This window comes from Brevundimonas sp. GW821-FHT10E09, from assembly GCF_058809375.1.
Genome location: NZ_JBXASO010000001.1, coordinates 389,143 through 411,679 on the forward strand (window position 1 = coordinate 389,143; position 22,537 = coordinate 411,679).

Genomic DNA, 22,537 nt, shown 5'->3' on the forward strand with positions numbered 1-22,537 from the left:
GCTGGGGTCATAGCCAGCGCCGGATCGTCTCCATGACGACGGCCAGTCGCGCCTCGTCCAGCCGGCCGATCCTCTCGGCGGCTGAGGCCTCAATAGTGGCGATCTTCGAGGGGCGCACGACCGAAGGGGCGGGCAGCCCTGCCTCCCCGTAACGGTCCTCCAGATCCAGATCATCGGGCCAGCGTCGGTTCGCGGCGCTGGTGATCATCACCACCCAGATCAAACCGGCCTGATCGCCGATCCCGCCCGCGGACACCACCAATCCCGGCCGATGCTGGCGGGTGTTGCGGTCGGTATAGGGAAAGGGGATGCGGACGACGTCGCCGCGTTCAAAGTCCGGCATAGGCCTTGCGGTCCGCCTCGCTGTCCCATTCCTCGAAGGTCGCAAAGGGATCGTCGGCCGCCGTTTTGCGCGCCTTTTTCAACAGAACCCGTTCTCCCTCGATCTCGTAGATCAACTCGTCGCCGTCCTGCAGTTTCAAGGCGGCGCGCACCGGCTGGGGGATGGTGGTCTGGGCCTTGGACGTCAGGCGGCTTGTGATCATCATCGCCTCGGTAAGGATTTTCCTTACGATACGCCGTCGCCCGCCCTCGTCAACCATCTGTCCTCTTGCGGGGGCAGGGGAAACCGTGAAGGGTCGCGGCATGATCGCCTCCCGTTCGCGCCTGCTCGCCGCCTCCCTGACCGTCCTCGCCCTGGCCCTGGCCCAGGGGGCGGCGGCGCAGGACATGGGCCCCGCTTCGGCGCCCGCCAATCCGTCCGACGCCCATCCGCCCGCCGTCATACTTGAGCCGGACCAGGTTCAGGAGGCCGCGCCGTTCGAGGACGAACCGGAAGACGGCGCGCCCCAGACGCCCGAGGGCGATGTCCCGCCCCATATCGTCATCGCCGACGACCCGGCCGAGCCCGCCATTCCCGAGGTCTGGGCGCCGGTCCCGCTGAACGCCCAGGGCCGCAGCGCCTATGGCCTGTACCTGGCCGGCAAGCTGGCCCTGATGACGGGCGAGGGGGCCAAGGGCGCCGATTGGCTGGCCCAGGCCGCGGCCCTGACGCCCGAACAGCCCCGCGTGCGCGAACAGGCCTTCACCTCGGCCCTGCTCAGCGGCGATCTGGACGTGGCGGGCCGACTGGCGCCGACCGCCGACGCCGCGCCCGCCTTCATCGAGATCGGCCGGCTGATCTCGGCCGTCCAGACCTTCGTCCACGGCGACGCCCGCGCCGCCAACGCCGCCCTGGTCGCCCGGCCCATCGCCGCGCCGCACAGCCGCGCCGGTCTGATGGTCGCGCCCTGGATCGCGGCGGCCGCCGGCGACTGGACCCGCGCCCTGGCCGCGCCTCCGGCCCAGGGCGACGTCCTGACCCTGGCCTTCGCCCGCCAGAACCGGGCCCTCCTGCTGGAGAAGCGTCGGAAATACGCCGAGGCGGAGGCCGAGCTTAAGGCCCTGTCCGACATGCCGACCATCGGCGCCCTGTTCCACCGCCCCTATGGCGAGTTCCTGGAGCGACGCGGCAAGCGGGACGAGGCCTTGGCCGTCTATCAGGCGGCGATGCAGGGTCAGCAAGTCGATCTGGCCACCGCCCGCGCCCTGGCGCGGCTTCAGGCCGGCGGCCGCGCGCCGGCGGCGCCTGACTTCCGCCAGGGCGCGGCCCAGGCCCTGACCACGGCGGCGGCCCAGGCCGTGGCCGAGCGCGGCAACGAGTTCGCGGTGGTCTATCTGCGCCTGGCCCTGAACCTGAACGAAGACGCCGCCACCCAGATCCAGCTGGCCCAGGTGCTGGACCGGGTCGGACTGAAGGCCGCCGCCCGCACCGCCCTGTCGCGCGTCGGGCCGGAGGATCCGGTGCTGTACGCCAACGCCCGCGCCCAGCTGGCGCTGAACCTGGAAGAGGACGGACAGTCGCAGGCCGCCCTGACCGAGCTGCGCGCCGCCGCGGCCGCCGAGCCTGACGATCCCCGTATCGCTCTGGTCATGGCCAGCCAGCTGATGCAGCTGGAGCAGTATGAGGCGGCCCTGGCCCTGTTGAGCGGCCCGCTGCTGAACACGGCGACCCAGGGCGCCCAGATCCATTTCCTGCGTGGCGCCGCCCTGGAATCCCTGGACCGCATCCCCGAGGCCGAGGCCGAGCTGTGGGCCGCGCATCTGGCCGATCCGAACAACGCCAACACCCTGAACTATCTGGGCTATCTCTGGGTGGACAAGGGGCTGCGCGTCGATCAGGGCGCGGGCCTTCTGGCCCAGGCCTACGCCATGGAGCCCGAGAACGGCAACATCCAGGACTCCCTGGGCTGGGCCCAGTTCAAACAGGGCTATTTCGACACCGCCGTCGTCACCCTGGAGGAGGCGGTCGACAAGGAGCCCGCCAATCCCGAGATCAACGACCACCTCGGCGACGCCTATTGGCGGGTGGGCCGCCAGCGCGAGGCGGTCTGGCTGTGGAACCGCGTCCTGAGCCTGGATCCCGAGCCCGAACGCAAGACCGACGTCGAGCGCAAGATCGCCCACGGCCTGGACGACGCGGCGCCCGCGACCGGCGGGTCGCACTAGGCCTCATGTCCGCGCTCACGGCCCTGGCTCCGGCCAAGATCAACCTTTTCCTGCACGTCGGCCCGGTGGACGCCGACGGCTATCATCCGCTGTCCAGCCTGGTCGCCTTCGCCGATGTCGGCGACCGGGTGACGGTCGAACCGGCGGCGCGGCTGTCGCTGACCGTGAACGGCCCGTTCGGCGCGGGTCTGGCGGCCGAGCCCGACAATCTGATCCTGCGCGCCCTTCGCGCCGTGGGCGAGGCGACCGGCGCAGGCGAACCGCCGCTGAGGGTCACGCTGGACAAGCGCCTGCCCATCGCCGCCGGCCTGGGCGGGGGCTCGTCGGACGCGGGGGCGGCGCTGAAGCTGGCGCGTCAGGCCCTGGGGCTGGACATCGACGATGCGGCCCTGGAGGCCGTGGCGGGGGTGATCGGGGCCGACGGCCCCATGTGCCTGCGGATGCGCACCGCCTGGGCCGAGGGGCGGGGCGACGTCCTGACCGACGAGCCGCGCCTGCCGCCGCTCCACGCCGTCCTGTTCAATCCGGGCGTCCCTTCGCCCACCGGCGCCGTCTACCGGGCCTATGACGCCGGTCCGCCGCGCGCCGCCGACCGGCCTGCGCCGCCTGCCGACTGGAGCCCCGCGGCCGTCATCGACTGGCTGGCCGGCCTGCGCAACGATCTTCAGCCGCCCGCCGAGGCCCTGACCCCGGCCATAGCCGACGGGATTCAGGCGGTGGCGGCGACGCCCGGCGTGGCCCTGGCGCGGATGTCCGGCTCGGGCGCCACCGTCTTCGGCCTGTGCCGGTCCAGCGCGGACGCGGCCGCCGCCGCAGCCGCTCTGTCGGCCGCCCATCCCACGGCCTGGGTCGCCGCGACCCGGCTCGCCGCCGCCTGAGCCATAAATCCCCAGCGCGTGTTGAAGCGCGCGGCGCCGGGCCCTATGGTCCGCCGTCCTTTTTCCAGCCCCTCCCGAGCCCGATTTGACCACCTCGACCGAGCCGCTCGCCTTCCAGGATCTGATCCTGACCCTGCACCGCTATTGGGGCGAGCAGGGCTGCGCCATTCTTCAGCCCTATGACATCGAGGTCGGGGCCGGCACGCTCCACCCCGCCACCGTCCTGCGCGCGCTCGGCGCCAAGCCGTGGAAGGCCGCCTATGTCCAGCCCAGCCGCCGCCCCGGCGACGGCCGCTATGGCGAAAACCCGAACCGCCTCCAACACTATTACCAATACCAGGTGATACTAAAACCGAACCCGGACAATCTTCAGGAGCTCTATCTCGGCTCGCTGGCAGCGATCGGGATTGATCCGAAGCTGCACGATATCCGCTTCGTCGAGGATGACTGGGAGAACCCGACCGTGGGGGCCTGGGGTCTGGGCTGGGAGGTCTGGTGCGACGGGATGGAGGTGACCCAGTTCACCTATTTCCAGGGCGTCGGCGGCATCGAGGTCGATGTGGTCTCGGGCGAGCTGACCTACGGGCTGGAGCGTCTGGCCATGTATGTCCAGGGCGTGGACAACGTCTATGACCTCAAGTTCACCAAGGAGGGCCTGACCTATGGCGAGGTCTTCCTGGAGAACGAACGCCAGCAGTCGGAAGCCAATTTCCACGGCTATGACGTGGACGGGCTGAAGCGCCGGTTCGAGGACATGGTGTCGGAGGTTTCGCGCCTGCTGGACATGCGCGGCCCGCAAGACCAGCCCCTGGTCCTGCCGGCCTATGACCAGGTGCTGAAGGCCAGCCACCTGTTCAACCTGATGGACGCCCGCGGCGCCATCGCCGTCGCCGAACGCCAGAGCTACATCGGCCGCATCCGCGAACTCTGCAAAGCCTGCGCCCTCGCCTACGTTGAACAAGAGCGGAAAACCGCCTGATGCCCCAACTCCTTCTCGAAATCTTCTCCGAAGAAATCCCCGCCCGCATGCAGCAGGGCGCCGCGCGCGACCTGGAGCGCATGGTCTCCGACCGGCTCAAGGCCGCCGGCCTGACCTGGGACGCGCTGACCACCTACGCCGGGCCGCGCCGCCTGACCCTGGTCATCGACGGCCTGCCCGCCGCCACGCCCGACCGCGAGGAAGAGCTGAAAGGCCCGCGCGCCTCGGCCCCGGAACAGGCGCTGGAGGGCTTTCTGCGCAAGACCGGCCTGACCCGCGACCAACTGACCGAGCGCGACGGCGTCCTGTTCGCCGTCCTGTCGTCCAAGGGCCGGGCCACGACCGATCTGGTCGCCGAGACGGTGGATCAGGTCATCCGCACCTTCCCGTGGCCCAAGTCGATGCGCTGGGGCTCCGGAACCCTGCGCTGGGTGCGGCCGATCAAGCGCATCCTGTGCCTGTTCGACGGCAAGGTGGTCCCGTTCGAGATCGACGGGATCCCCTCCGACGCCATCACCGAGGGCCACCGCTTCATGGGCTCGGGCCAGTTGCTGAAGGTCAGCGACTTCGTCGACTACCGCACCCAGCTGGAACAGAATTTCGTGCTGCTGGACGTGGCCGACCGCAAGCTGCGCATCCTGGATCAGGCCAAGGCCGCCTGCGCCGCCAAGGGCCTGGTCCTGGTCGATGACGACGGTCTGCTGGACGAGGTGGCGGGCCTGGCCGAATGGCCGACCCCGATCCTGGGCGACATGGACCCGCAGTTCCTGGCCCTGCCGCCCGAGGTCGTGCGCCTGTCGATGAAGGTGCACCAGAAGTATTTCGCCGTCCGCGGCTCTCCCCCCTCTGGGGGGAGCACCCGCGAAGCGGGGGAGGGGGGCGCGCCCCAACTGGCGCCCAACTTCCTCGTCGTCGCCAATGTCGAGGCGACCGACGGCGGCAAGGCCCTGGCCGCCGGCAACAGCCGCGTCCTGTCCGCCCGCCTGAACGACGCCCGCTTCTTCTGGGACGAGGACCAGAAGGTCGGCTTCGACGCCTGGAACGCCAAACTGTCCGGCGTCACCTTCCACGCCAAACTGGGCACCCTGGCCGAGCGCGTCGAGCGGATCTCCGCTTTGGCCCGCGCGATCGCGCCCCTGGTCGGCGCCGACGCCGACGAAGCCGAGATGGCGGCGCGCCTGTCCAAGGCCGACCTGCTGTCGGGCATGGTCAGCGAATTCCCGGAACTGCAGGGGATCATGGGCGGCTATTACGCCCGTCTGGCCGGCCATTCCGACGCCGTCGCCGACGCCGTCCGCGACCACTACAAGCCCCAAGGCCCCGCCGACACGGTCCCGACCGCGCCCGTCACGGTCGCCGTCGCTCTGGCCGACAAGCTGGACACCCTGGTCGGCTTCTTCGCAATAAGAGAGAAGCCGACAGGATCTAAAGACCCATATGCGCTTCGGCGAGCCGCGTTGGGGATGATCAGATTGATCGTCGATAATCGCGTTCGTATTGGATTGCGCTCAGTAATCGATGCTGCCGTAAACGCGGGGATTTCTGGAGAGCTAAGCGTCATTGAAAAACTAGCGGCCCTCAAAGAAGGGCAGCATGCTGAGGCCCATGAACTATTGGAGCTTCATGGTCTCCCACACATGCGCGCGATCTCGGCAGCATCTGGCGTAACGTCCCAAGTTAACATTTGGCCGATCGTTTTCCCGTTCGCGAGTTTCAATCGCCGGGCTTTTGAAGTTGCGTTCCGCGACAACAAAATTTTCGCAGGGCAGTACGACTTCATTGATAAGGCAGCAGACCTCCTAGACTTCTTCGCCGACCGCCTGACCGTCCTCCTCCGCGACCAGGGCCAGCGCCACGACCTCGTCGCCGCGGTCTTCGCCCTGGGCGACGACGACCTCGTCCGCATCGTCCGCCGGGTCGAGGCCCTGGCCGCCTTCCTGGCCACCGACGACGGGGCCAATCTGCTGGCCGGCTACAAGCGCGCCTCCAACATCCTGCGCGCCGAGGAGAAGAAGGGTCCGGTTCCGACCGGCATGGTCCAGACCGGCCTGCCGAACCAGCCCGAGCCCGAGACCGTCCTGGCCTTCGCCGTCGCCTCCGCCCGCACCGCCGTCGAGACCGCGCTGGAGACCGAGGACTTCGCCGCCGCCATGACCGCCCTGGCCCGTCTGCGCGCGCCGGTGGACCGGTTCTTCGAGGACGTGCTGGTCAACTCCGACGTGCCCGCCGAACGCGACAACCGCCTGAAACTGCTGGGCCAGGTCCGCGACGTCATGGGCCAGGTCGCCGACTTCGGCCAGATCGCCGGCTGATCCTTCACCTCCCCGTCGGCGAAGGCCGGCGGGGAGGACAGGCGATCGCGTCAGCGAGCGCCAGGTGGGGGCGACTCGGTGTCAGACGCTGCTGTGGTCATCACCACGGCCTGAGTCGCCCCCCCGCCTGGTCGCTCTGCGACCTGTCCTCCCCCCGCGCCTTCGCGCGCGGAGAGGTGAGGGGGGGGGGGGGCGCCCTCTTCGCGCGAGCGATCAGGAAACCGGTTACCTGCTCACGCATTGTTACATCCGCCATGGTCAAGTCGGTTCCTCCGCGCTAGATCGTGCTGCATGTACGAGCGGGGGCAACCCGCCGGACGATCTGAAAAGCTCAGGGACTGCAAGATGACTCAGTGGGTGTACGGCTTCGGCGGAGGCTCCGCCGACGGCGATGCGTCGATGAAGAACCTTCTCGGCGGAAAGGGCGCCAATCTGGCGGAAATGTCTTCGCTGGGTCTGCCCGTCCCGCCGGGCTTCACCATCACCACCGAGGTCTGCACCCACTATTACGCCAACGGCGAGACCTATCCCGCCGATCTGGAAGCCCAGGTGAAGACCGCCCTGGACAAGGTCGAGGCGATCGTCGGCAAGACCTTCGGCGACGTGAACAATCCCCTGCTGGTCTCGGTCCGTTCGGGCGCCCGCGCCTCGATGCCGGGCATGATGGACACGGTGCTGAACCTGGGCCTGAACGACCAGACGGTCGAGGGTCTGGCCAGGCTGTCGGGCGACCGGCGCTTCGCCTTCGACAGCTACCGCCGCTTCATCACCATGTATTCGAACGTGGTGCTGGGCCTCAGCCACGACGATTTCGAGGAGGTGCTGGACGCCCACAAGGACCGGCTGGGCGTCAGCGTCGACACCGACCTGAAGGCCGAGGACTGGGAGCGGGTGGTCGAGGACTACAAGGCCGTGGTCGAACGCGAACTGGGCCATCCCTTCCCGCAGGACCCGCGCGACCAGATGTGGGGCGCGGTCGGCGCCGTCTTCGCCAGCTGGATGAACGAGCGGGCCAAATTCTATCGCCGCATGCACGACATCCCCGAAAGCTGGGGCACGGCCGTCAGCGTCCAGTCGATGGTGTTCGGCAATATGGGCGAGACCTCGGCCACCGGCGTGGCCTTCACCCGCAACCCCTCGACCGGCGAGGCGCGGCTTTACGGCGAGTTCCTGATCAACGCCCAGGGCGAAGACGTGGTCGCCGGCATCCGCACCCCCCAGTCCCTGACCAGGATCGGCCGCGAGGAGATGGGCGAGACCGCCCCCTCGATGGAAGAGGCCATGCCCGAGGTGTTCGGCCAGTTCGTCGAGGTGGTGAACAAGCTGGAGAGCCACTACCGCGACATGCAGGATATCGAGTTCACGGTCGAACAGGGCCGGCTCTGGATGCTGCAGACCCGCAACGGCAAGCGCACCGCCAAGTCGGCGCTGAAGGTGGCCGTCGATCTGGCGGCCGAGGGCGTGATCACCCAGGAGGAAGCCATCAGCCGGGTTGAGCCGTCGGCGCTCGATCAACTGCTGCACCCGACCCTGGACCCCGAGGCCGTCCGCACCGTGATCGCCGCCGGCCTCCCGGCGTCGCCCGGCGCGGCGACCGGCAAGATCGTGTTCGACGCCGACGAGGCCGAGCGCCTGGCCGGTCTGGGCGAGGCCGTCATCCTGGTGCGCGAGGAGACCTCGCCTGAGGACATCCACGGCATGCACGCCGCTCGCGGCATCGTCACGGCGCGCGGCGGCATGACCAGCCACGCGGCCGTGGTGGCGCGCGGCATGGGCCGGGCCTGCGTCTCGGGCGCCGGGGAGATCCATATCGACGAGGCCAAGGGCGTCTTCACCGCGCGCGGCCGCACCTTCAAGGCCGGCGAGGTCATCACCATCGACGGGTCGAAGGGCGAGGTGCTGGACGGCGCCGTGGCCATGATCGAGCCGGAACTGACCGGCGACTTCCAGACCCTGATGGCCTGGGCCGACAAGGTGCGCCGCCTGAAGGTGCGCGCCAACGCCGAGACGCCGCTGGACGCCAAGACCGCGCGCGGCTTCGGCGCCGAGGGCATCGGCCTGTGCCGGACCGAGCATATGTTCTTCGACGACACCCGGATCGCCGCCGTGCGCGAGATGATCCTGGCCGACGACGAAGCCGGCCGCCGCACGGCCCTGGCCAAGATCGCGCCGTTCCAGAAGTCGGACTTCGTCGAACTGTTCGAGATCATGACCGGCCTGCCGGTGACGGTGCGCCTGCTGGACCCGCCGCTGCACGAGTTCATCCCCCACACGGACGAGGACATCGACGCCCTGGCCGCCTCGTCGGGCATCGACGCCGACAAGCTGAAGCGCCGCGCCAAGGAGCTGCACGAGACCAACCCCATGCTGGGCCACCGCGGCTGCCGCCTGGGCGTCGCCTATCCCGAGATCTATGAGATGCAGGTCCGGGCCGTGCTGGAGGCTGCGCTGGAGGTGAAGAAGACCTCGGGCCAGGCGCCGATCCCGGAGATCATGCACCCGCTGGTCGCCCTCGGCCTGGAGATGAAATATCTGCGCGAACTGACCGACCGCACGGCCAAGGCCGTGTTCGCCGACGCCGGCGACAGCGTCGAATATCTGGTCGGCACCATGATCGAACTGCCCCGCGCCGCCATCCGCGCCGGGGACCTGGCCGAATACGCCCAGTTCTTCAGCTTCGGCACCAACGACCTGACCCAGACGACCTTCGGCATCAGCCGTGACGATTCGGGGCGATTCCTGCAGGCCTATCTGGACAAGGGCATCTTCGAGACCGATCCCTTCGTGCGTCTGGACCAGGACGGCGTCGGCGGCCTGATCGAGATCGCGGCCGAGCGCGGCCGCGCGGTGCGGCCCGACGTCAAGCTGGGCATCTGCGGCGAACACGGCGGCGATCCGTCGTCGATCGCCTTCTGCGAGAAGGCCGGCCTGGACTACGTCTCCTGCTCGCCCTACCGCGTGCCCATCGCCCGCTTGGCGGCAGCCCAGGCGGCGCTGAACGTGGAGCGCGAAAAGGACCGCTGATCCATCAATCGGGTTCTGAGCGAGGCGCCGCCCCTTTTCGTTGTGCGTCGCATTTCTGTCGTGCTTGGCGGAACGCAGTGTGTGTCTCGCCGCGCACAGACGGCGTCATGTGACGCGAGCCTATGGAACAGACGAAGGCGTCACCTATTTAAGCATTCGCTGGATGGGGCTGATGATCCAATCGGTCATCACATCTAGGAGTTAATAAGAAACAATGCGTAACATTCTTCTCGCCGCCGTCGCCGTCTCCGCAATCGCCGCTCCGGCCTTTGCTCAAACCAATCCCGAACCGCGTGGTTACGGCTCTCTGGGTTACACTCATCTTGAAGGCGACAATGCAACCACGGGCGCCGTCACCGGCCGTCTGGGCGTAAACCTGAACCGTTACCTGGCCGTCGAGACCGAAGCCTCGGTCGGCGTCAAGGACGACGACTTCACCGTCGCCGGCGTCGACGGTTCGATCAAGCACGAGTGGGACGCCGCCGGCTATGTGGTCGGCAAATACCCGGTGTCGGACAAGCTGGAGCTGTTCGCGCGCGGCGGCTACGGCCACACCGAGCTCAAGCAGGAGTTCCCGGGCGCCAACACCGACTTGGGCGGCGACAGCTGGAACTATGGCGCCGGCGCCAACTACTATCTGGATGGCGTGAACGGCGTGCGGGCCGACTGGACCCGTCGCGACTACCGCGACGACGCGGGCGAAGCCGACGCCTATTCGGTCAGCTACATCCGCCGCTTCTGATCCCCACGATCAGGCGAAAGAACAAAGGCGCGCTCCGCAAGGGGCGCGCCTTCTGCTTTGTGGTTTAGGCGAAGTCGCCGGCGAGAGCCCAGCGCTGCGAGCCTTCGCCGAACGGACGCACGAACCAGTCGCGATACTGCTCGAAGGTCTCGATGATCTTCTGACGCAGGTCCGGCGTGTTGACCGCCTCGCCGCGCTGACGTTTCAGGGCCGCGACGCAGTCCACGACCAGATTCTGATGGGCCGAACCGCCCATGCTCTTGAGCACGGCGGCGATATCCTGAGCCAGGCTTTCCAGCACCGTCTTCGGTGTCGTCTGAGCCATCTGGGAACTCCCCTGTTCTCGACAATCAAAGGCCTCGCAAAATCCAGTACAGGATTCAAGCGTAGCCTGAGCAATTATCTTCTCAGATCAGGATTAACCTGACGTAACGGCGGTCAAACTTTTTGGTTCTCTCCCGTCGGGTCCATTTCTCCGGCTTCTGTCGGCGTGGCTCGCGTCGGCAACCGACCGCGCGCCGAGGCATTGATGAACCCTGCCTGCGGAGCCTTTGTCCTATGATCGATCTGTATCGCGCCCTGGGCCTTGGCGCGCCTGCGCTGATGGATGTTGCGCTGCTGGTCGCGCGGATCGTGGTCGGGGGAATGTTCTTCCTGTCGGGCTTCTACAAGTTGTTCGCCCCCTCCCAGGCGGAGAAGATGCAGCAGACGATGGTGGAGGCGGGCGTCGTCGCGCCACGTCAGACCGCCCGGTTCGTGTCGGTGTGCGAGTTCGTCTTCGGAGGCCTGCTGATCCTGGGCCTGTTCACCAGCCTGTCGGCCCTGGTGCTGATCGTGATCTGCATGGTTGCGCTGGCGACGGTCGCCGCCAAGTCGGTGGAGGGCGCCAGTCTTGGCTATCGCCTGTCGAGCTATTTCGACCTGCCCGAGACCCTGCTGATGGTCATTCTGTTCGGGCTGATCGCCGGTGGGCCGGGGCGGTGGAGTCTGGACGTCGTCCTGTTCCTGCCCCGGCCCTGATCGTCAGGCGCGCTTGCGCACGAACACCGTCCCCGCCGAATAGCCGGCGCCGAAGCTGCAGATCAGGCCGGTCTCGCCGGGGGCGAAGCCGTCATTGTGCAGGTGGAAGGCGATGATCGACCCGGCCGAGGAGGTGTTGGCGTAGTCGTCCAGGATGATGACGTTCTCGTCCGAGGACGGCTCGCGGCCCAGCACCTTCTTGCCGATCATGGTGTTCATGTTGATGTTGGCCTGGTGCAGCCACAACCGCTTCAATTCGTGCGGATCAAGGCCCAGTTCGCCGGCGTGGTCGATGATCATGTCCGACACCATCGGCACCACGTCGCGGAAGACCTTGCGGCCCTGCTGGATGAACAGCTTGTCGTTCTGGACGCTGTCGTCGGCGACCGGCGAATCGAGATGGGCGGTGTCGCGGGCGTTGCGGTTCAGGAAGCCGAAATTATTGCGGATATTGTTCGAGAAGACCGTCTTCAGACGCGTGCCCAGTACATCCCAGCCGCCCGGACCGGCCGTCTCGGCCGATTCCACGATCACGGCCGTGGCCACATCGCCGAAGATGAAATGGCTGTCGCGGTCGGTGAAGTTCAGGTGGGCCGAGCAGACCTCCGGGTTGACCATCAGCACGGCCTTGACCGACCCGCCGGCGATGAAGTCGGCCGCCGTCTTGACGCCGAAGGTGGCCGAGGAACAGGCCACATTCATGTCGAAGGCGAAGCCCTCGATCCCCAGGGCCTGCTGCACCTCTATGGCCATGGCCGGATAGGGGCGCTGCATGTTGGAGGCGGCGCACAGGACGGCGCCGATCTCGCTGACCGGCTTGCCCCAGGCCTCGATCGCCTGGCGGGCGGCCTTGACCGCCATCTCGGCCAGGATCGACAGTTCGTCATTCGAACGTTCCGGCAGGTTGGGCGCCATCCGTTCGGGGTCGATCACCCCGGCCTTGTCCAGGACGAAGCGGCTCTTGATGCCCGACGCCTTCTCGATGAACTCGGGCGAGGAGTGCGCCTTGGCCTCCAGCTCGCCGGCTTCGATCTGGGCGGCGTGACGGGCGTTCCAGCCGTCGGCCCAGGCGTTGTAGCTGTCGACCAGTTCGGCGTTGGAGACCGATTGTTCGGGGGTGAAGAGGCCGGTGGCGGCGATAACGGCGTGTTGCACGGGTAGACAGTTTCCTTTGCGAACGCCTTCAATAGGACGGCGGCGGCCTGCGGTCGAGAGAGGCGATGATCCCGGCGGCCCAGCGCTGGACCTGGCCGCGCGGCGCCTTGGGCGGGGGCTGATCGCGGGCGGCGATCAGGGCCTGGACCAGATCCTCGGCCTCGCAGGGCCAGCCCGTCGGGGTGACATAGAGGGGATAGTGGATCAGGGCGGCCAGGATCAGATGATCGACCGTCGCCCGGCGGCTGCGACGTTCGAAGGCCAGCCGGTCGTCGGTCAGGCCCCATCCCGCATAGAAGGGCCGGCCATAGACCGACACCGCCTTGCCTCGCATCAGGGCCTCGAACCCGGTCAGGGAGGTCAGGGTCGCCACCCGACGGCAGGCGTTCAGGCAGTCGATGATGTCCAGCCCGTCCGCGCTGGCGTCCACCGAGGCCAGGGCCGAGGCCTCCAGCCGTCCCGGCCGATTGCCGGCCAGGACGTCGGGGTGGTTGCGATACACCAGGAAGGCGTCGGGGTGATCGGCCCGTGCGGCCTCGACCAGGGCGGAGTTGGTGGCCAGATCGGGTTCGCAGCCCAGCAGAATCGACTTGTCGTTCTCGACCTGGCCGACGACCAGCAGGATGTCGCGATCCGCAGGCCAGTCCGCCGGCGCCTGGCCCTTCAGGTTATATTTCGACAGGCCCGCCTCGACGATGCGGGACCGCAGGGCGGCGGCGCGGGCCAACTGGGCGGGCGTCGCTTCTGTCGTCTCGATCAGGGTCTCCAGTCGCGACGGGCGCGACGGGTCATAATAGACGCCCTGGTCATCCAGGGCGACCGACAGGGCGCCGACGAAGTCCGACCCCAGGCCGCGCGAGCGGATGAAACCGTCCTCCATGCGGACGGTCGGGCCGCTAAAGTCGGCGGCGGCCCGGCGCACGGCCTCGCTCTCCTTGCCCGCCCACCAGATCAGCCGGCCGTTGACAGCAGCGGCGTGGGCGGCGGCGCGCGACGGCGACATGAAATAGCGCATCCGCGCCTTGGGCGAGTTCAGCAGGCGACGCACCGGCGGGCGTTTGGCCGGGGCGAAGCCGACGGCCGCCCAGTCGCCGGCCAGACGGTCGGCGCGGTCCCGCAGGGAAATCAACCGCTCCAGCGCCTGTTCGGCCTCGCACCGTTCGCCGGTGACGGGATCGACATAGCGGCTGTAGGCGATCAGGGCGGCGGCGGCGACCTGTTCCACCGTGCGCGCCACGCCGCGGCGGCCGGTGTCCACGGCGTCGGTCGTCAGGCCCCAGCCGGAATAGAAGGGCGCGCCGAAGCAGCGCACCGGCAGACCGCGCAACAGGGCCTCGAATCCGAGCGCGGACGTGACGCAATAGACGGCGTCCACCGCCGCCAGCAGGTCGGCGGGCCGCACGTCGGCGTCCACCAGGGTGACGCCGGCCAGGTCTGTTATGCACCCCCGCTTCTTGCCCGCCGCCACGGCCGGATGGCGTTTGACGATCAGCTGGGCCTCGGGTTCGTCGCGCCGGGCGGCGGCGACCATGGCGTCGAAACTGTCTTGCGTCGCCAGGCCATAGCCGATGGAGGCGTCGCCGAAGGTCTGGTCCACGATCAGGACGCGGCGGCCGGGCCGAAGCAGGCCGGGGTCCAGCGGCCCGCCCATGTTTGTCTTGGACACGCCCGAGGCGGCGATCCGGTCGATCAGGGCGCGGGCGCGGGCGATGGTGGCGGCGTCGCACCAGGCGTCGGCGGTCTGGATCAGGTGTTCGAGCCGGCTGGGCCGGGTGGCGTCATAATAGACGCCCAGGTCATCGACGATCAGGCTGAGACTGGCCGCCCCCGCCTCGCCGATGCCGACGGAGCGCAGGAAACCGTCCTCCAGCGCCACATAGGGGCGGTCGTTGGCTGCGGCCCAGCGTCGCCCCGCGGCGGCCGTCGGCTTCATCCCCCAGCCCAGCACGGCCTGAACCTGATCACCCGGCAGGCGGTGCAGGGCGTAGTCCGCCAGGAAAACCTCGAGGAAGGGGACCTTCAGCACGCCGGGCGCGCAGACCCAGGCGGGGGTTTTGGCGGCGATGTCCGAGGCTGGGGTCAAGGCGGGTCCGATTCAGACGCGAAAAACAGGGTCTGAATAGTCTGAATAGTCTGAAATGGCCGCGCTGAAATTGAACGGCGCAGGGGGAAACCGGTGCAACAGGCGAAACAGTGCAATTCGGCGACACCTCATCCCAAGGCCTTCCCCCGCTTGCGGGGGAAGTGTCAGGCCGTGGCGCGCAGCGACACGCCTGACGATGGGGGAATTCTTCTTTAGGCGACACTTCCCCCTCCGAGCCTGGTCCGCTGCGCGGACGCCGGCCCACCTCCCCCGCAAGCGGGGGAGGGTCTGAGCGTCAGCTCCGCGTCTGGTCCCAGTATCGGACCGCATCGGCGTCGCGGGCCGACAGGTCGGGGTAGGCGGGGTCGGAGCCGACGTCGGGGACGCGGCGCCAGGAGCGGGCGCATTTGGGTCTGTCCGTAATTGGGAGGACTTTGACCATCAATCGCGCTTGGTCCGACATTGCCTTGGCGATGGGCTCGAACGAGATGGCGGGAAGCGAGTCCCAAACATCGAGCGCCTTGGCGTCATCAGCATCCCAGAGAATCAATTTTGCAGAACTGCTCCGGAACACGTCTGCCGCTTCCTGTTCGCTTTCAAACAGATCCAGGACGCTTTGGTCGGTAAGGATGGCGACCTCGGCGTCGAGAGTGCTGCCGATCGTCTTTTCCCGACGGCTCGCCTCCAGTGCCTCGTTCACGGTCAGGAGAACCCACTGGACGTCTTTCCAACGTTTCGCCTCAGCCGCATTCTCCCATTCCGCAGGCGTCTCCGGAATCACCCGCGCACAGTTCGTCCCCGCATCCGGGAAGCGCGTCGTCCAGGCCTCTTCCATCGTGAAAGGCGTCAGCGGCGCCAGCCAGGCGGTCAGGCGCATGAAGACCGCGTCCATCACCGTGCGGGCGGCGCGACGGCGCAGGCTGTCGGGGCGGTCGCAGTAGAGGCTGTCCTTGCGGATGTCGAAATACAGGGCCGACAGGTCGTTGGAGCAGAACTCCAGCACCGGGCGGACGACGTCCTGGAAGCGGTATTCGACGTAGGCCTGGCGCACATGGGCGTCCAACTCCCACAGACGGTGCAGGATGAACTTCTCCAGCGGCGGCATCTGCTCCAGCGGCAGACGTTCAGCCTCGTCGAAGTCGGCCAGGGCGCCCAGCAGATAGCGGACCGTGTTCCGCAGCTTGCGATAGGCGTCGACCGTGGTCTGCAGGATCTGTTTGCCGATCCGCTGGTCTTCCGAATAGTCGACCAGCGACACCCACAGACGCAGGATGTCGGCGCCGCTTTCCTTGATGACCGTCAGCGGATCGGTCGTATTGCCCTTGGACTTGGACTGTTTCTCGCCCTTTTCATCGAGGGTGAAGCCGTGGGTCAGGACCGCCTTGAACGGGGCGCGGCCACGGGTGCCGCAACCTTCCAGCAGAGACGACTGGAACCAGCCGCGATGCTGGTCCGAGCCTTCCAGATAGAGGTCGGCGGGCCAGTGGGCCGGGCGGTCGCCCGTATAGCCATGCTCGGGCAGGCGCGGGTCAAGAACGAAGGCGTGGGTCGAACCCGCGTCGAACCAGACGTCCAGGATGTCCTCGACCTTTTCATACCGGGCCGGGTCGTGGGCGCCCAGGAAGTCGCTGTCGGGCGCGGTGAACCAGATGTCGGCGCCGTGTTCGGCCACGGCCTTGACGATCCGGGCGTCGACCTCGGGATCATGCAGGGGCTGGCCGGTCTGTTTGTCGATGAACATGGCCAGGGGCGTGCCCCAGGCGCGCTGGCGGCTGACCAGCCAGTCGGGACGACCCTCGACCATCGAGCGGATGCGGTTCTTGCCCGCCGCCGGGTGGAAGGCCGTGTCGTCAATGGCGGTCAGGGCCATCTCGCGCAGGGTGTCGCCCGACTTCAGGGGCTCGTCCATGCGGATGAACCATTGGGGCGTGTTGCGGAAGATGACTGGCGCCTTGGACCGCCAGGAGTGCGGGTACGAGTGTTCCAGCCGGCCGCGCGCGAGCAGATTGCCGGCCTCGATCAGCTTGTCCATCACCGCGCCGTTGGCGGGACCGAACTTGCCGGTCTTCTTGCCCTCGGTCTCCAGCACCTTCAGCCCCGCGAACAGGGGGACGGTGGGGTAGTAGGCGCCGTCGGGATCGACCGTGTCCGGCACCTCATGATGACCATGGGCCTTCCACACCTCGAAGTCGTCGGCGCCGTGGCCCGGCGCGGTGTGGACGAAGCCCGTACCCGCGTCGTCGGTGACATGGTCGCCGGCCAGCAGCGGCACCGAGAAGCCATAGCCGCTGTCCAGCGCGGCTAGCGGGTGGGCGCATTCCAGGCCCGACGGATTGATGTCGTAGATGCGGGTCCAGGCGGCGATCTTGGCGGCCTTGAACACCTCCTCGGCCAGCTTATCGGCGACGATCAGCCGGTCGCCCGGCTTGGCCCAGGGCGCGAACTCCAGACCCTCTTCCATGGCCGTGACCTCATACAGGCCATAGGCGATCTCGGGGCCGTAGCTGATGGCGCGGTTGGCCGGGATGGTCCAGGGCGTGGTCGTCCAGATGACGATGGACGGGGTGCTGGTGCGGAAGGCCAGCAGGTCGTCGGGGTGGTCGTCGGACACGCCCGTGACCGGGAACTTGACCCAGATCGTCGGCGACACATGATCGTGGTACTCGATCTCGGCGTCGGCCAGGGCGGTGCGCTCGACCGGCGACCACATGACGGGCTTGGAGCCGCGATACAGCTGGCCCGAGTTCTTGAACTTATGGAACTCGGCGATGATGGCCGCCTCGGACGTGAAGTCCATGGTGGCGTAGCGGTTGGCGAAGTCGCCGGTGATGCCCAGGCGTTTGAACTGGTCGCGTTGCAGGTCGATGTATTTGCCGGCGTATTCGCGGCAGGCAGCGCGGAACTCGTCCTTGGAGACCTCGTCCTTGCGGCGGCCCTTGGCGCGGAACTGTTCCTCGATCTTCCACTCGATCGGCAGGCCGTGGCAGTCCCAGCCGGGGACATAGTCGACGTCATAGCCCAGCAGGAACCGGCTGCGGACCACGAAGTCCTTCAGCGTCTTGTTCAGCGCATGGCCGATGTGGATGTCGCCGTTGGCGTAGGGCGGGCCGTCGTGCAGCACGTAGAGCGGGGCCTTCTGCGCCTGGCGCTCGGCGCGCAGGGTCCCGTACAGGTCGCCCCACTGCTCCAGGATCAGCGGCTCCTTCTGCGGCAGGCCGCCGCGCATGGGGAAGGGCGTCTCGGGCAGGAAGACGGTGTCGCGATAGTCGCGGCCGGAGGGGGTGTCGGTGGTGTCTGTGGCGTCGGCCATGGGTCGTCTCGGCGTCGTGAAAGTGATGTCGCTGTCTTCGTTCGCCCTGTCGCGCTTCGCGCTGCTCGAGGGCGGCTTCGTTCGCCCGAACAGAGGGCGGTCTTCCCGGCGTGCACGGGGCCACGGGGCCCGGAAGCGCTACGCCGGGCGGCTAATCGAAATCAGGCGAATGGAGACGCGGACGGTCATGATGCGGGCGGTCTAGCAGACGGATGCGGCATTGCGCCATCCCCGAAGACTTTCCCATCTCAACGGAAACGAAAGGCTTTTGTCGTCTTGGTTAAGGTTGGATCGTCCGGAAGTCTGTCCAGGCGACGTGAGAATTCGTTCGGGAGTCCCGCCGATGCGGCAGCGGATCAGGAATTGGATGCTGGGTTTGGCGGCCGGCGGGGCCATGTTGGGCGTCGCGGGCGCGGCGACGGCCCAGAGCTGTGGCCAGCCGGCGTGCGAACCGCCGCCGCCGCCGTGCTGCGAGCCTCCGCCGCCTCCGCCGCCTTCCTGCGGGGGGGGATCGTGCGGGGGCGGGAACGGCGGCTGGAACTCGAACACCAACGTCAATGTGAACGTCAACGTCAATGCGGGGGCCAGCGCCAATGCGAACGCCGGGTCGCGGGCCTTTGTGAATGCGCGGGCCGGCGGCTTCTCCGGCGGTTACGGCGGGGGCGGCGGCGCGGCCTATGTGACCGTGGACCAGCCCTATCCGACGACCATCCAGGGCCTGGCCGTCGAAGGCCTGGCCCAGACGGTGCGGACGCCCTTCACCGCCTGGCGTCGGTCGATGAAGCGGGTGGTGATCCAGGCGGTCTGCATCGACGACCGCCAGGTGCCGCACCCCGCCTCTCAGGTGAAGCCGGATCGCGAGATCGCCGACGGCTATGACGGCGAGATCTATCGTTGCCTGGCCGGCACCTGGCTCCAGGCGACGATCGCCGACTATGAGGGCGACATCAAATTCGACCACGGCACGACCCTGACCTGCAGGAAGCACGAGGCCCTGTGGTTCGGCGGCGAAGGCAAGCTGGAATGCCGCCCCGAAAAGCCCGAGCGGGACTGCAACGAACGCTCGCTGCTGCGTCGCTACGGGGCCGGGGTGAAGATCCTGACCATGTACCGCGAGGAAGAATACACCGAATACCGCGAGGAACAGGTCCAGAGCGCGACCGTCATCACCGGGGCCATCACCCTGGACGGCGGCGTCGGCGGCCGGGTGTTCTGAACCGGACCTGACGCGACCCGTTCAGGCGCGGCTCAGGCCGTGTGACGCAAGACAAGACCGTCGGCTCTCCGTCGACGATCCTGAAGACTGGCCCCAAAAAGGCTCGGCCCCGGTTCCTGCGAACCGGGGCCGTTTTTCTTACTGGGCCAGCTTGTCCGAGACGACCTCGGCGCGCCAGGCGGCGTCGGGCTTCAGATACTGCCGGGCCAGGCTTTGCAGGTCGGCGGCGGTGACGGCCTCCAGCACCGCGATATTGTTGCGGGTCTGGTCCAGCGAGGCCGGGTCGGACTGGGCCTCCGACAGTTGGGTCAGCCAGTAGCCGTTGTCGGCCATGCTGCGCCGCAGCCGCTCCACCGCCGGACGGCGGGCGCGGTTCAGTTCATCCTCGCTGACCGGATTGTCGCGCAGGTCGGCGGCGATCACGTCCACGGCGTCGAACAGTTTCGTCAGGGACTCGGGGGGCGTTTCGGCGCCGACGGCGATATAGCCGTAGCCGGGGAAGGCGTCGGAGCTGGTGGCGCTGGCGCTGGGCGAATAGGCGATGCCCTGTTTCTCGCGGATCTCCTCGTTCAGGCGCAGTTGCAGCACGGCCGACAGGATCGCCAGTCGCCGGGCCGTGGTGCGGTCTTCGATCTGGTCGGTGGTGGGCCAGGCGACGAAGCCCAGAGCCTGTTCAGCCTGGCCCGTGTGGGTCAAACGGATCGGGGTCGCGGTCGGGGCGGGGAAGCGACGCTCGGCCGATCCGGGCGGCGGGGTCGGGGCGGGACCGCGCGCGGGCAGGGCGCCGAAGGTCGAACCCACGGCGGCGATGACCGCGTCCACGTCCACATCGCCGACGACCGTGATCTCGATCGGGCCGGAGGCGAGGGCCGCCTTGATCTGTTCGCGCAGGGGTTCGATCTCGACCGACTGGAACTGTTCGTTGGTCGGGGCGGCCGCGCGCTTGTCGCCCCCGGCCAGCAGTTCCCCGGCCTTCAGACCGAAGGCGCCGCCGGGCGTGGCGGCCTGTTGTTCCAGCGCCTGCGGATAGGAGGATTTGGCGCGTTGCAGCGGCGCGGCGCGCAGACCCGGATCCGTCAGGAAGGCGGCCAGAACCTGAAGTTCCAGTTGCAGGTCCTCCGGGCGGGTGGAGCCGCCGAAGCTGTAGCTGTCCGTACCCTGGCTGACGCTGGTGTTGACGACATGGCCGGCCAGGACGCGGTCGGCCTCATCCACCGTCAGCTTGCCCAGGCCGCCGGCGTTCAGCACGGTGTTGGCGGCGAACAGGGGCGAGAAGCGGTCGGCGGGAAGACCCATGCCGCCGATGCCCGTATTGGCGCGGATCAGGATCTGGTCATCGCGGAAGTCGGTCTTCTTGATGTTCAGCAGGGTCCCGTTGGGGAAGCGGACCAGGGTGGCGCCCAGATCGGCCACCTCGGTGCGCGCGGCGGGAACGGCCGGCGCGCCGAAGTTCGTATAGGGCCATTCCAACGCCGACTGATCGCCGGGCGCGGCGACGGGAACCTGACGCGAGGCCTCCAGCGCGGCGGTGACGGCGGCCTCGCCGCCCTCGACCGGGACCGGGCTGGTGAACAGGACCAGAGGCCCCTGGCCTTCGAACACCGGACGCACGGCGGCGTTGACCTGTTCCGGCGTCAGATCGGCGACGATCTTCTCGAACTGGTCCAGACTTTCCTGGGGCGAGGTGAAGACCGTGTCGCCATTGACGGCGTTCAGCAGGGCGCCGGCCAGGGCGGGGGTGGAGCGGGTCGCCTCCGTGGCCACCGCATTCTGCAGGCTGGTGCGGTATTCGGTGATCTCGCGCTGCAGCTCGGGGGCGGTGACGCCGTACTGGGTCAGACGGCGGGCCTCCTGCTCGGTGGTCTCCAGCGCGCGTTTCCATTCGCCCGGCGTGAAGGCGACCGACAGGACGCCGGCGTCCAGGCTGTCGAATAGCGACTGATAACCGCCGCCGGCGCCCAGGAAGGGCGGATTGTCGGCCCGCGCCATCTCGCCCAGGCGGCGGTTCAGCACCGCCAGGCCCAGGCTGCGGCGAACGGCCTCGGAGCGTTCGGCCAGGCTGTCGGGGTCAAGGTCCGGCGCCTTGATCCAGTTGATCTGGATCGACGACTGGACGCCCGGCTCGACGATGATGCTGGTCTCCGGCTGGCGCGCGGCGACGGTTCCCAGGTCGGGTTCGGGACCGTCGGCGGCCTTGGGCGTCCAGTCCGCGAAGGTCGTGCGGATCTTGGCCTCCATCGCGTCCACGTCGAAGTCGCCCACGGCGATGAAGGTCGCGCGCGAGGGCCGGTAGTAGGCGTCATAGAAGTCGACGAACCGCTCGCGCGGCGCGGTGCGGATCACCTCCAGGTCGCCGATCGGCAGGCGTTTCGACAGGCGCTGGCCCGGCGCCAGCAGGGCCAGCTGGGTCTTCAGCACCCGCATCTGCGGCGAGTTGCGGGTCCGCTCCTCCCCGACGATGACGCCCCGCTCGGCGTCGATGGCGTCCGACGCCATCAGGGCGTCGCCCATCATTTCCCGCATCACATGCAGGGACGTATCGACCGTCTCGTCCTGGGTGTTGGGCAGTTCCAGCATATAGGCCGTCTGCTCGAAGCTGGTGAAGGCGTTGGTGTCGGCGCCGAAGGCCAGGCCCAGGCGTTCGAGAATGCGCAGCATCTCGTTCTCGGGGATGTCCTTGGTCCCGTTGAAGGCCATGTGCTCCATGAAGTGCGCCAGCCCCTGCTGGTCGTCCCGCTCCATCAGCGAGCCCGCGTCGATCCGCAGCCGGAACGAGGCCTGACCCGGCGGGGTGGCGTTGTGCATCAGGGCGTAGCGCATGCCGTTGGGCATCAGGCCGTAGCGGACGGCGGGGTCGGCCGGAACGTCGCTGGTCGCCTGCGCCCAGGGATCGGAGGGCGGGACCTGGGTCTGGGTTTGGGCGGCGGGCGCGAAGGCCAGGACGGGGACGGCGAAGGCCCCCGTCGAAAGCGCCAGGCCAGAGGCCGCGACAAGCAGAAGGCGACGCGCAGAACGCATGAGTTTACTCCGAAACGCCGCAACCCCCGATGGAACGGCCGATGTCTGGAGTAGGCGAGGGCGGGGGCGAGGGCAAGGCGACCGTTTGGCAGGCGCCTCAGGAGAAGGGCGCGAGTCACCATCGCGTCTCTTTCCAGATCGTATCGCGGCCAACGCGAACGACTCTTGCATAACAATGGTTTTTGGAGTTCCTTCTGACAGGCGGAGACATGAGAAGACAGCCATAGCGTTCCGTACAGTATCTCTCGTGGTC

Annotated in this window: 15 protein-coding genes; 8 read left to right on the top strand and 7 right to left on the bottom strand. The window is 68.0% G+C overall.

Annotated elements, in window-relative coordinates; translation table 11 throughout:
• Positions 1 to 7: 7 nt before the first annotated feature.
• Both AC1RSI_RS01825 and AC1RSI_RS01830 read right to left on the bottom strand, forming a co-directional pair.
• Positions 8 to 343 carry a type II toxin-antitoxin system PemK/MazF family toxin gene (locus AC1RSI_RS01825; RefSeq protein WP_008264285.1) on the bottom strand — a complete coding sequence of 112 codons (336 nt, stop codon included), beginning with the start codon at positions 341 to 343 and terminating at the stop codon, positions 8 to 10.
• Entirely contained in the window at positions 330 to 545 is a 216-nt protein-coding gene (locus AC1RSI_RS01830; protein ID WP_035305435.1) for an AbrB/MazE/SpoVT family DNA-binding domain-containing protein, read from the bottom strand. The genes AC1RSI_RS01825 and AC1RSI_RS01830 overlap by 14 nt, the downstream gene beginning before the upstream one ends.
• Before the next feature lie 100 nt (positions 546 to 645).
• Here AC1RSI_RS01830 and AC1RSI_RS01835 point away from each other — a divergent pair, with 100 nt between their 5' ends.
• The 6 genes from AC1RSI_RS01835 to AC1RSI_RS01860 all read left to right on the top strand — a co-directional run bounded on the left by AC1RSI_RS01835 (position 646) and on the right by AC1RSI_RS01860 (position 10,482).
• Positions 646 to 2,547 carry a tetratricopeptide repeat protein gene (locus AC1RSI_RS01835; protein WP_154725360.1) on the top strand — a complete coding sequence of 634 codons (1,902 nt, stop codon included), beginning with the start codon at positions 646 to 648 and terminating at the stop codon, positions 2,545 to 2,547.
• Between the two features lie 5 nt (positions 2,548 to 2,552).
• Complete coding sequence (locus tag AC1RSI_RS01840) at positions 2,553 to 3,425, top strand: 4-(cytidine 5'-diphospho)-2-C-methyl-D-erythritol kinase (RefSeq protein ID WP_154725359.1); 873 nt, start codon at positions 2,553 to 2,555, stop codon at positions 3,423 to 3,425.
• 85 nt (positions 3,426 to 3,510) lie between these two features.
• The gene (locus AC1RSI_RS01845; protein ID WP_154725358.1) at positions 3,511 to 4,404 is read left to right on the top strand and encodes a glycine--tRNA ligase subunit alpha; all 894 of its coding nucleotides are present in this window, start codon (positions 3,511 to 3,513) and stop codon (positions 4,402 to 4,404) included.
• On the top strand, positions 4,404 to 6,716 hold the full coding sequence (gene glyS, locus AC1RSI_RS01850; RefSeq protein WP_154725357.1) for a glycine--tRNA ligase subunit beta: 2,313 nt from the start codon (positions 4,404 to 4,406) through the stop codon (positions 6,714 to 6,716). Before AC1RSI_RS01845 ends, glyS begins: the two co-directional genes overlap by 1 nt.
• 345 nt (positions 6,717 to 7,061) lie before the next feature.
• A complete protein-coding gene (gene ppdK / locus AC1RSI_RS01855) occupies positions 7,062 to 9,740 on the top strand; it encodes a pyruvate, phosphate dikinase (protein ID WP_154725356.1) in 2,679 nt (892 codons plus the stop codon).
• A gap of 214 nt (positions 9,741 to 9,954) precedes the next feature.
• A complete protein-coding gene (locus AC1RSI_RS01860) occupies positions 9,955 to 10,482 on the top strand; it encodes a porin family protein (RefSeq protein ID WP_154725355.1) in 528 nt (175 codons plus the stop codon).
• 64 nt (positions 10,483 to 10,546) lie between these two features.
• Here AC1RSI_RS01860 and AC1RSI_RS01865 read toward each other — a convergent pair whose 3' ends face one another.
• The gene (locus tag AC1RSI_RS01865; protein WP_008260179.1) at positions 10,547 to 10,807 is read right to left on the bottom strand and encodes a hypothetical protein; all 261 of its coding nucleotides are present in this window, start codon (positions 10,805 to 10,807) and stop codon (positions 10,547 to 10,549) included.
• A gap of 233 nt (positions 10,808 to 11,040) precedes the next feature.
• On the opposite strand from AC1RSI_RS01865, the gene AC1RSI_RS01870 reads away from it, so the two are divergent.
• On the top strand, positions 11,041 to 11,502 hold the full coding sequence (locus AC1RSI_RS01870; protein ID WP_154725354.1) for a DoxX family protein: 462 nt from the start codon (positions 11,041 to 11,043) through the stop codon (positions 11,500 to 11,502).
• A 3-nt stretch (positions 11,503 to 11,505) separates the two neighbouring features.
• Here the strand turns inward: AC1RSI_RS01870 and AC1RSI_RS01875 are convergent, their stop codons facing one another.
• From AC1RSI_RS01875 to ileS, 3 genes are all read right to left on the bottom strand, one after another.
• A complete protein-coding gene (locus tag AC1RSI_RS01875; protein ID WP_035305385.1) occupies positions 11,506 to 12,657 on the bottom strand; it encodes a beta-ketoacyl-ACP synthase III in 1,152 nt (383 codons plus the stop codon).
• A gap of 28 nt (positions 12,658 to 12,685) precedes the next feature.
• Positions 12,686 to 14,740, bottom strand: a complete 2,055-nt coding sequence (locus tag AC1RSI_RS01880; RefSeq protein WP_291753013.1) for a capsule polysaccharide biogenesis protein — start codon at positions 14,738 to 14,740, stop codon at positions 12,686 to 12,688.
• Positions 14,741 to 15,035: 295 nt separating this feature from the next.
• The gene (gene ileS / locus AC1RSI_RS01885) at positions 15,036 to 18,050 is read right to left on the bottom strand and encodes an isoleucine--tRNA ligase (protein WP_154725353.1); all 3,015 of its coding nucleotides are present in this window, start codon (positions 18,048 to 18,050) and stop codon (positions 15,036 to 15,038) included.
• 343 nt (positions 18,051 to 18,393) lie between these two features.
• On the opposite strand from ileS, the gene AC1RSI_RS01890 reads away from it, so the two are divergent.
• A complete protein-coding gene (locus AC1RSI_RS01890) occupies positions 18,394 to 19,266 on the top strand; it encodes a hypothetical protein (RefSeq protein WP_196066307.1) in 873 nt (290 codons plus the stop codon).
• A 138-nt stretch (positions 19,267 to 19,404) separates the two neighbouring features.
• Here AC1RSI_RS01890 and AC1RSI_RS01895 read toward each other — a convergent pair whose 3' ends face one another.
• Positions 19,405 to 22,284: a M16 family metallopeptidase gene (locus AC1RSI_RS01895; protein WP_447941439.1), complete on the bottom strand. Its 2,880-nt coding sequence runs from the start codon at positions 22,282 to 22,284 to the stop codon at positions 19,405 to 19,407.
• Between the last annotated feature and the right edge of the window lie 253 nt (positions 22,285 to 22,537).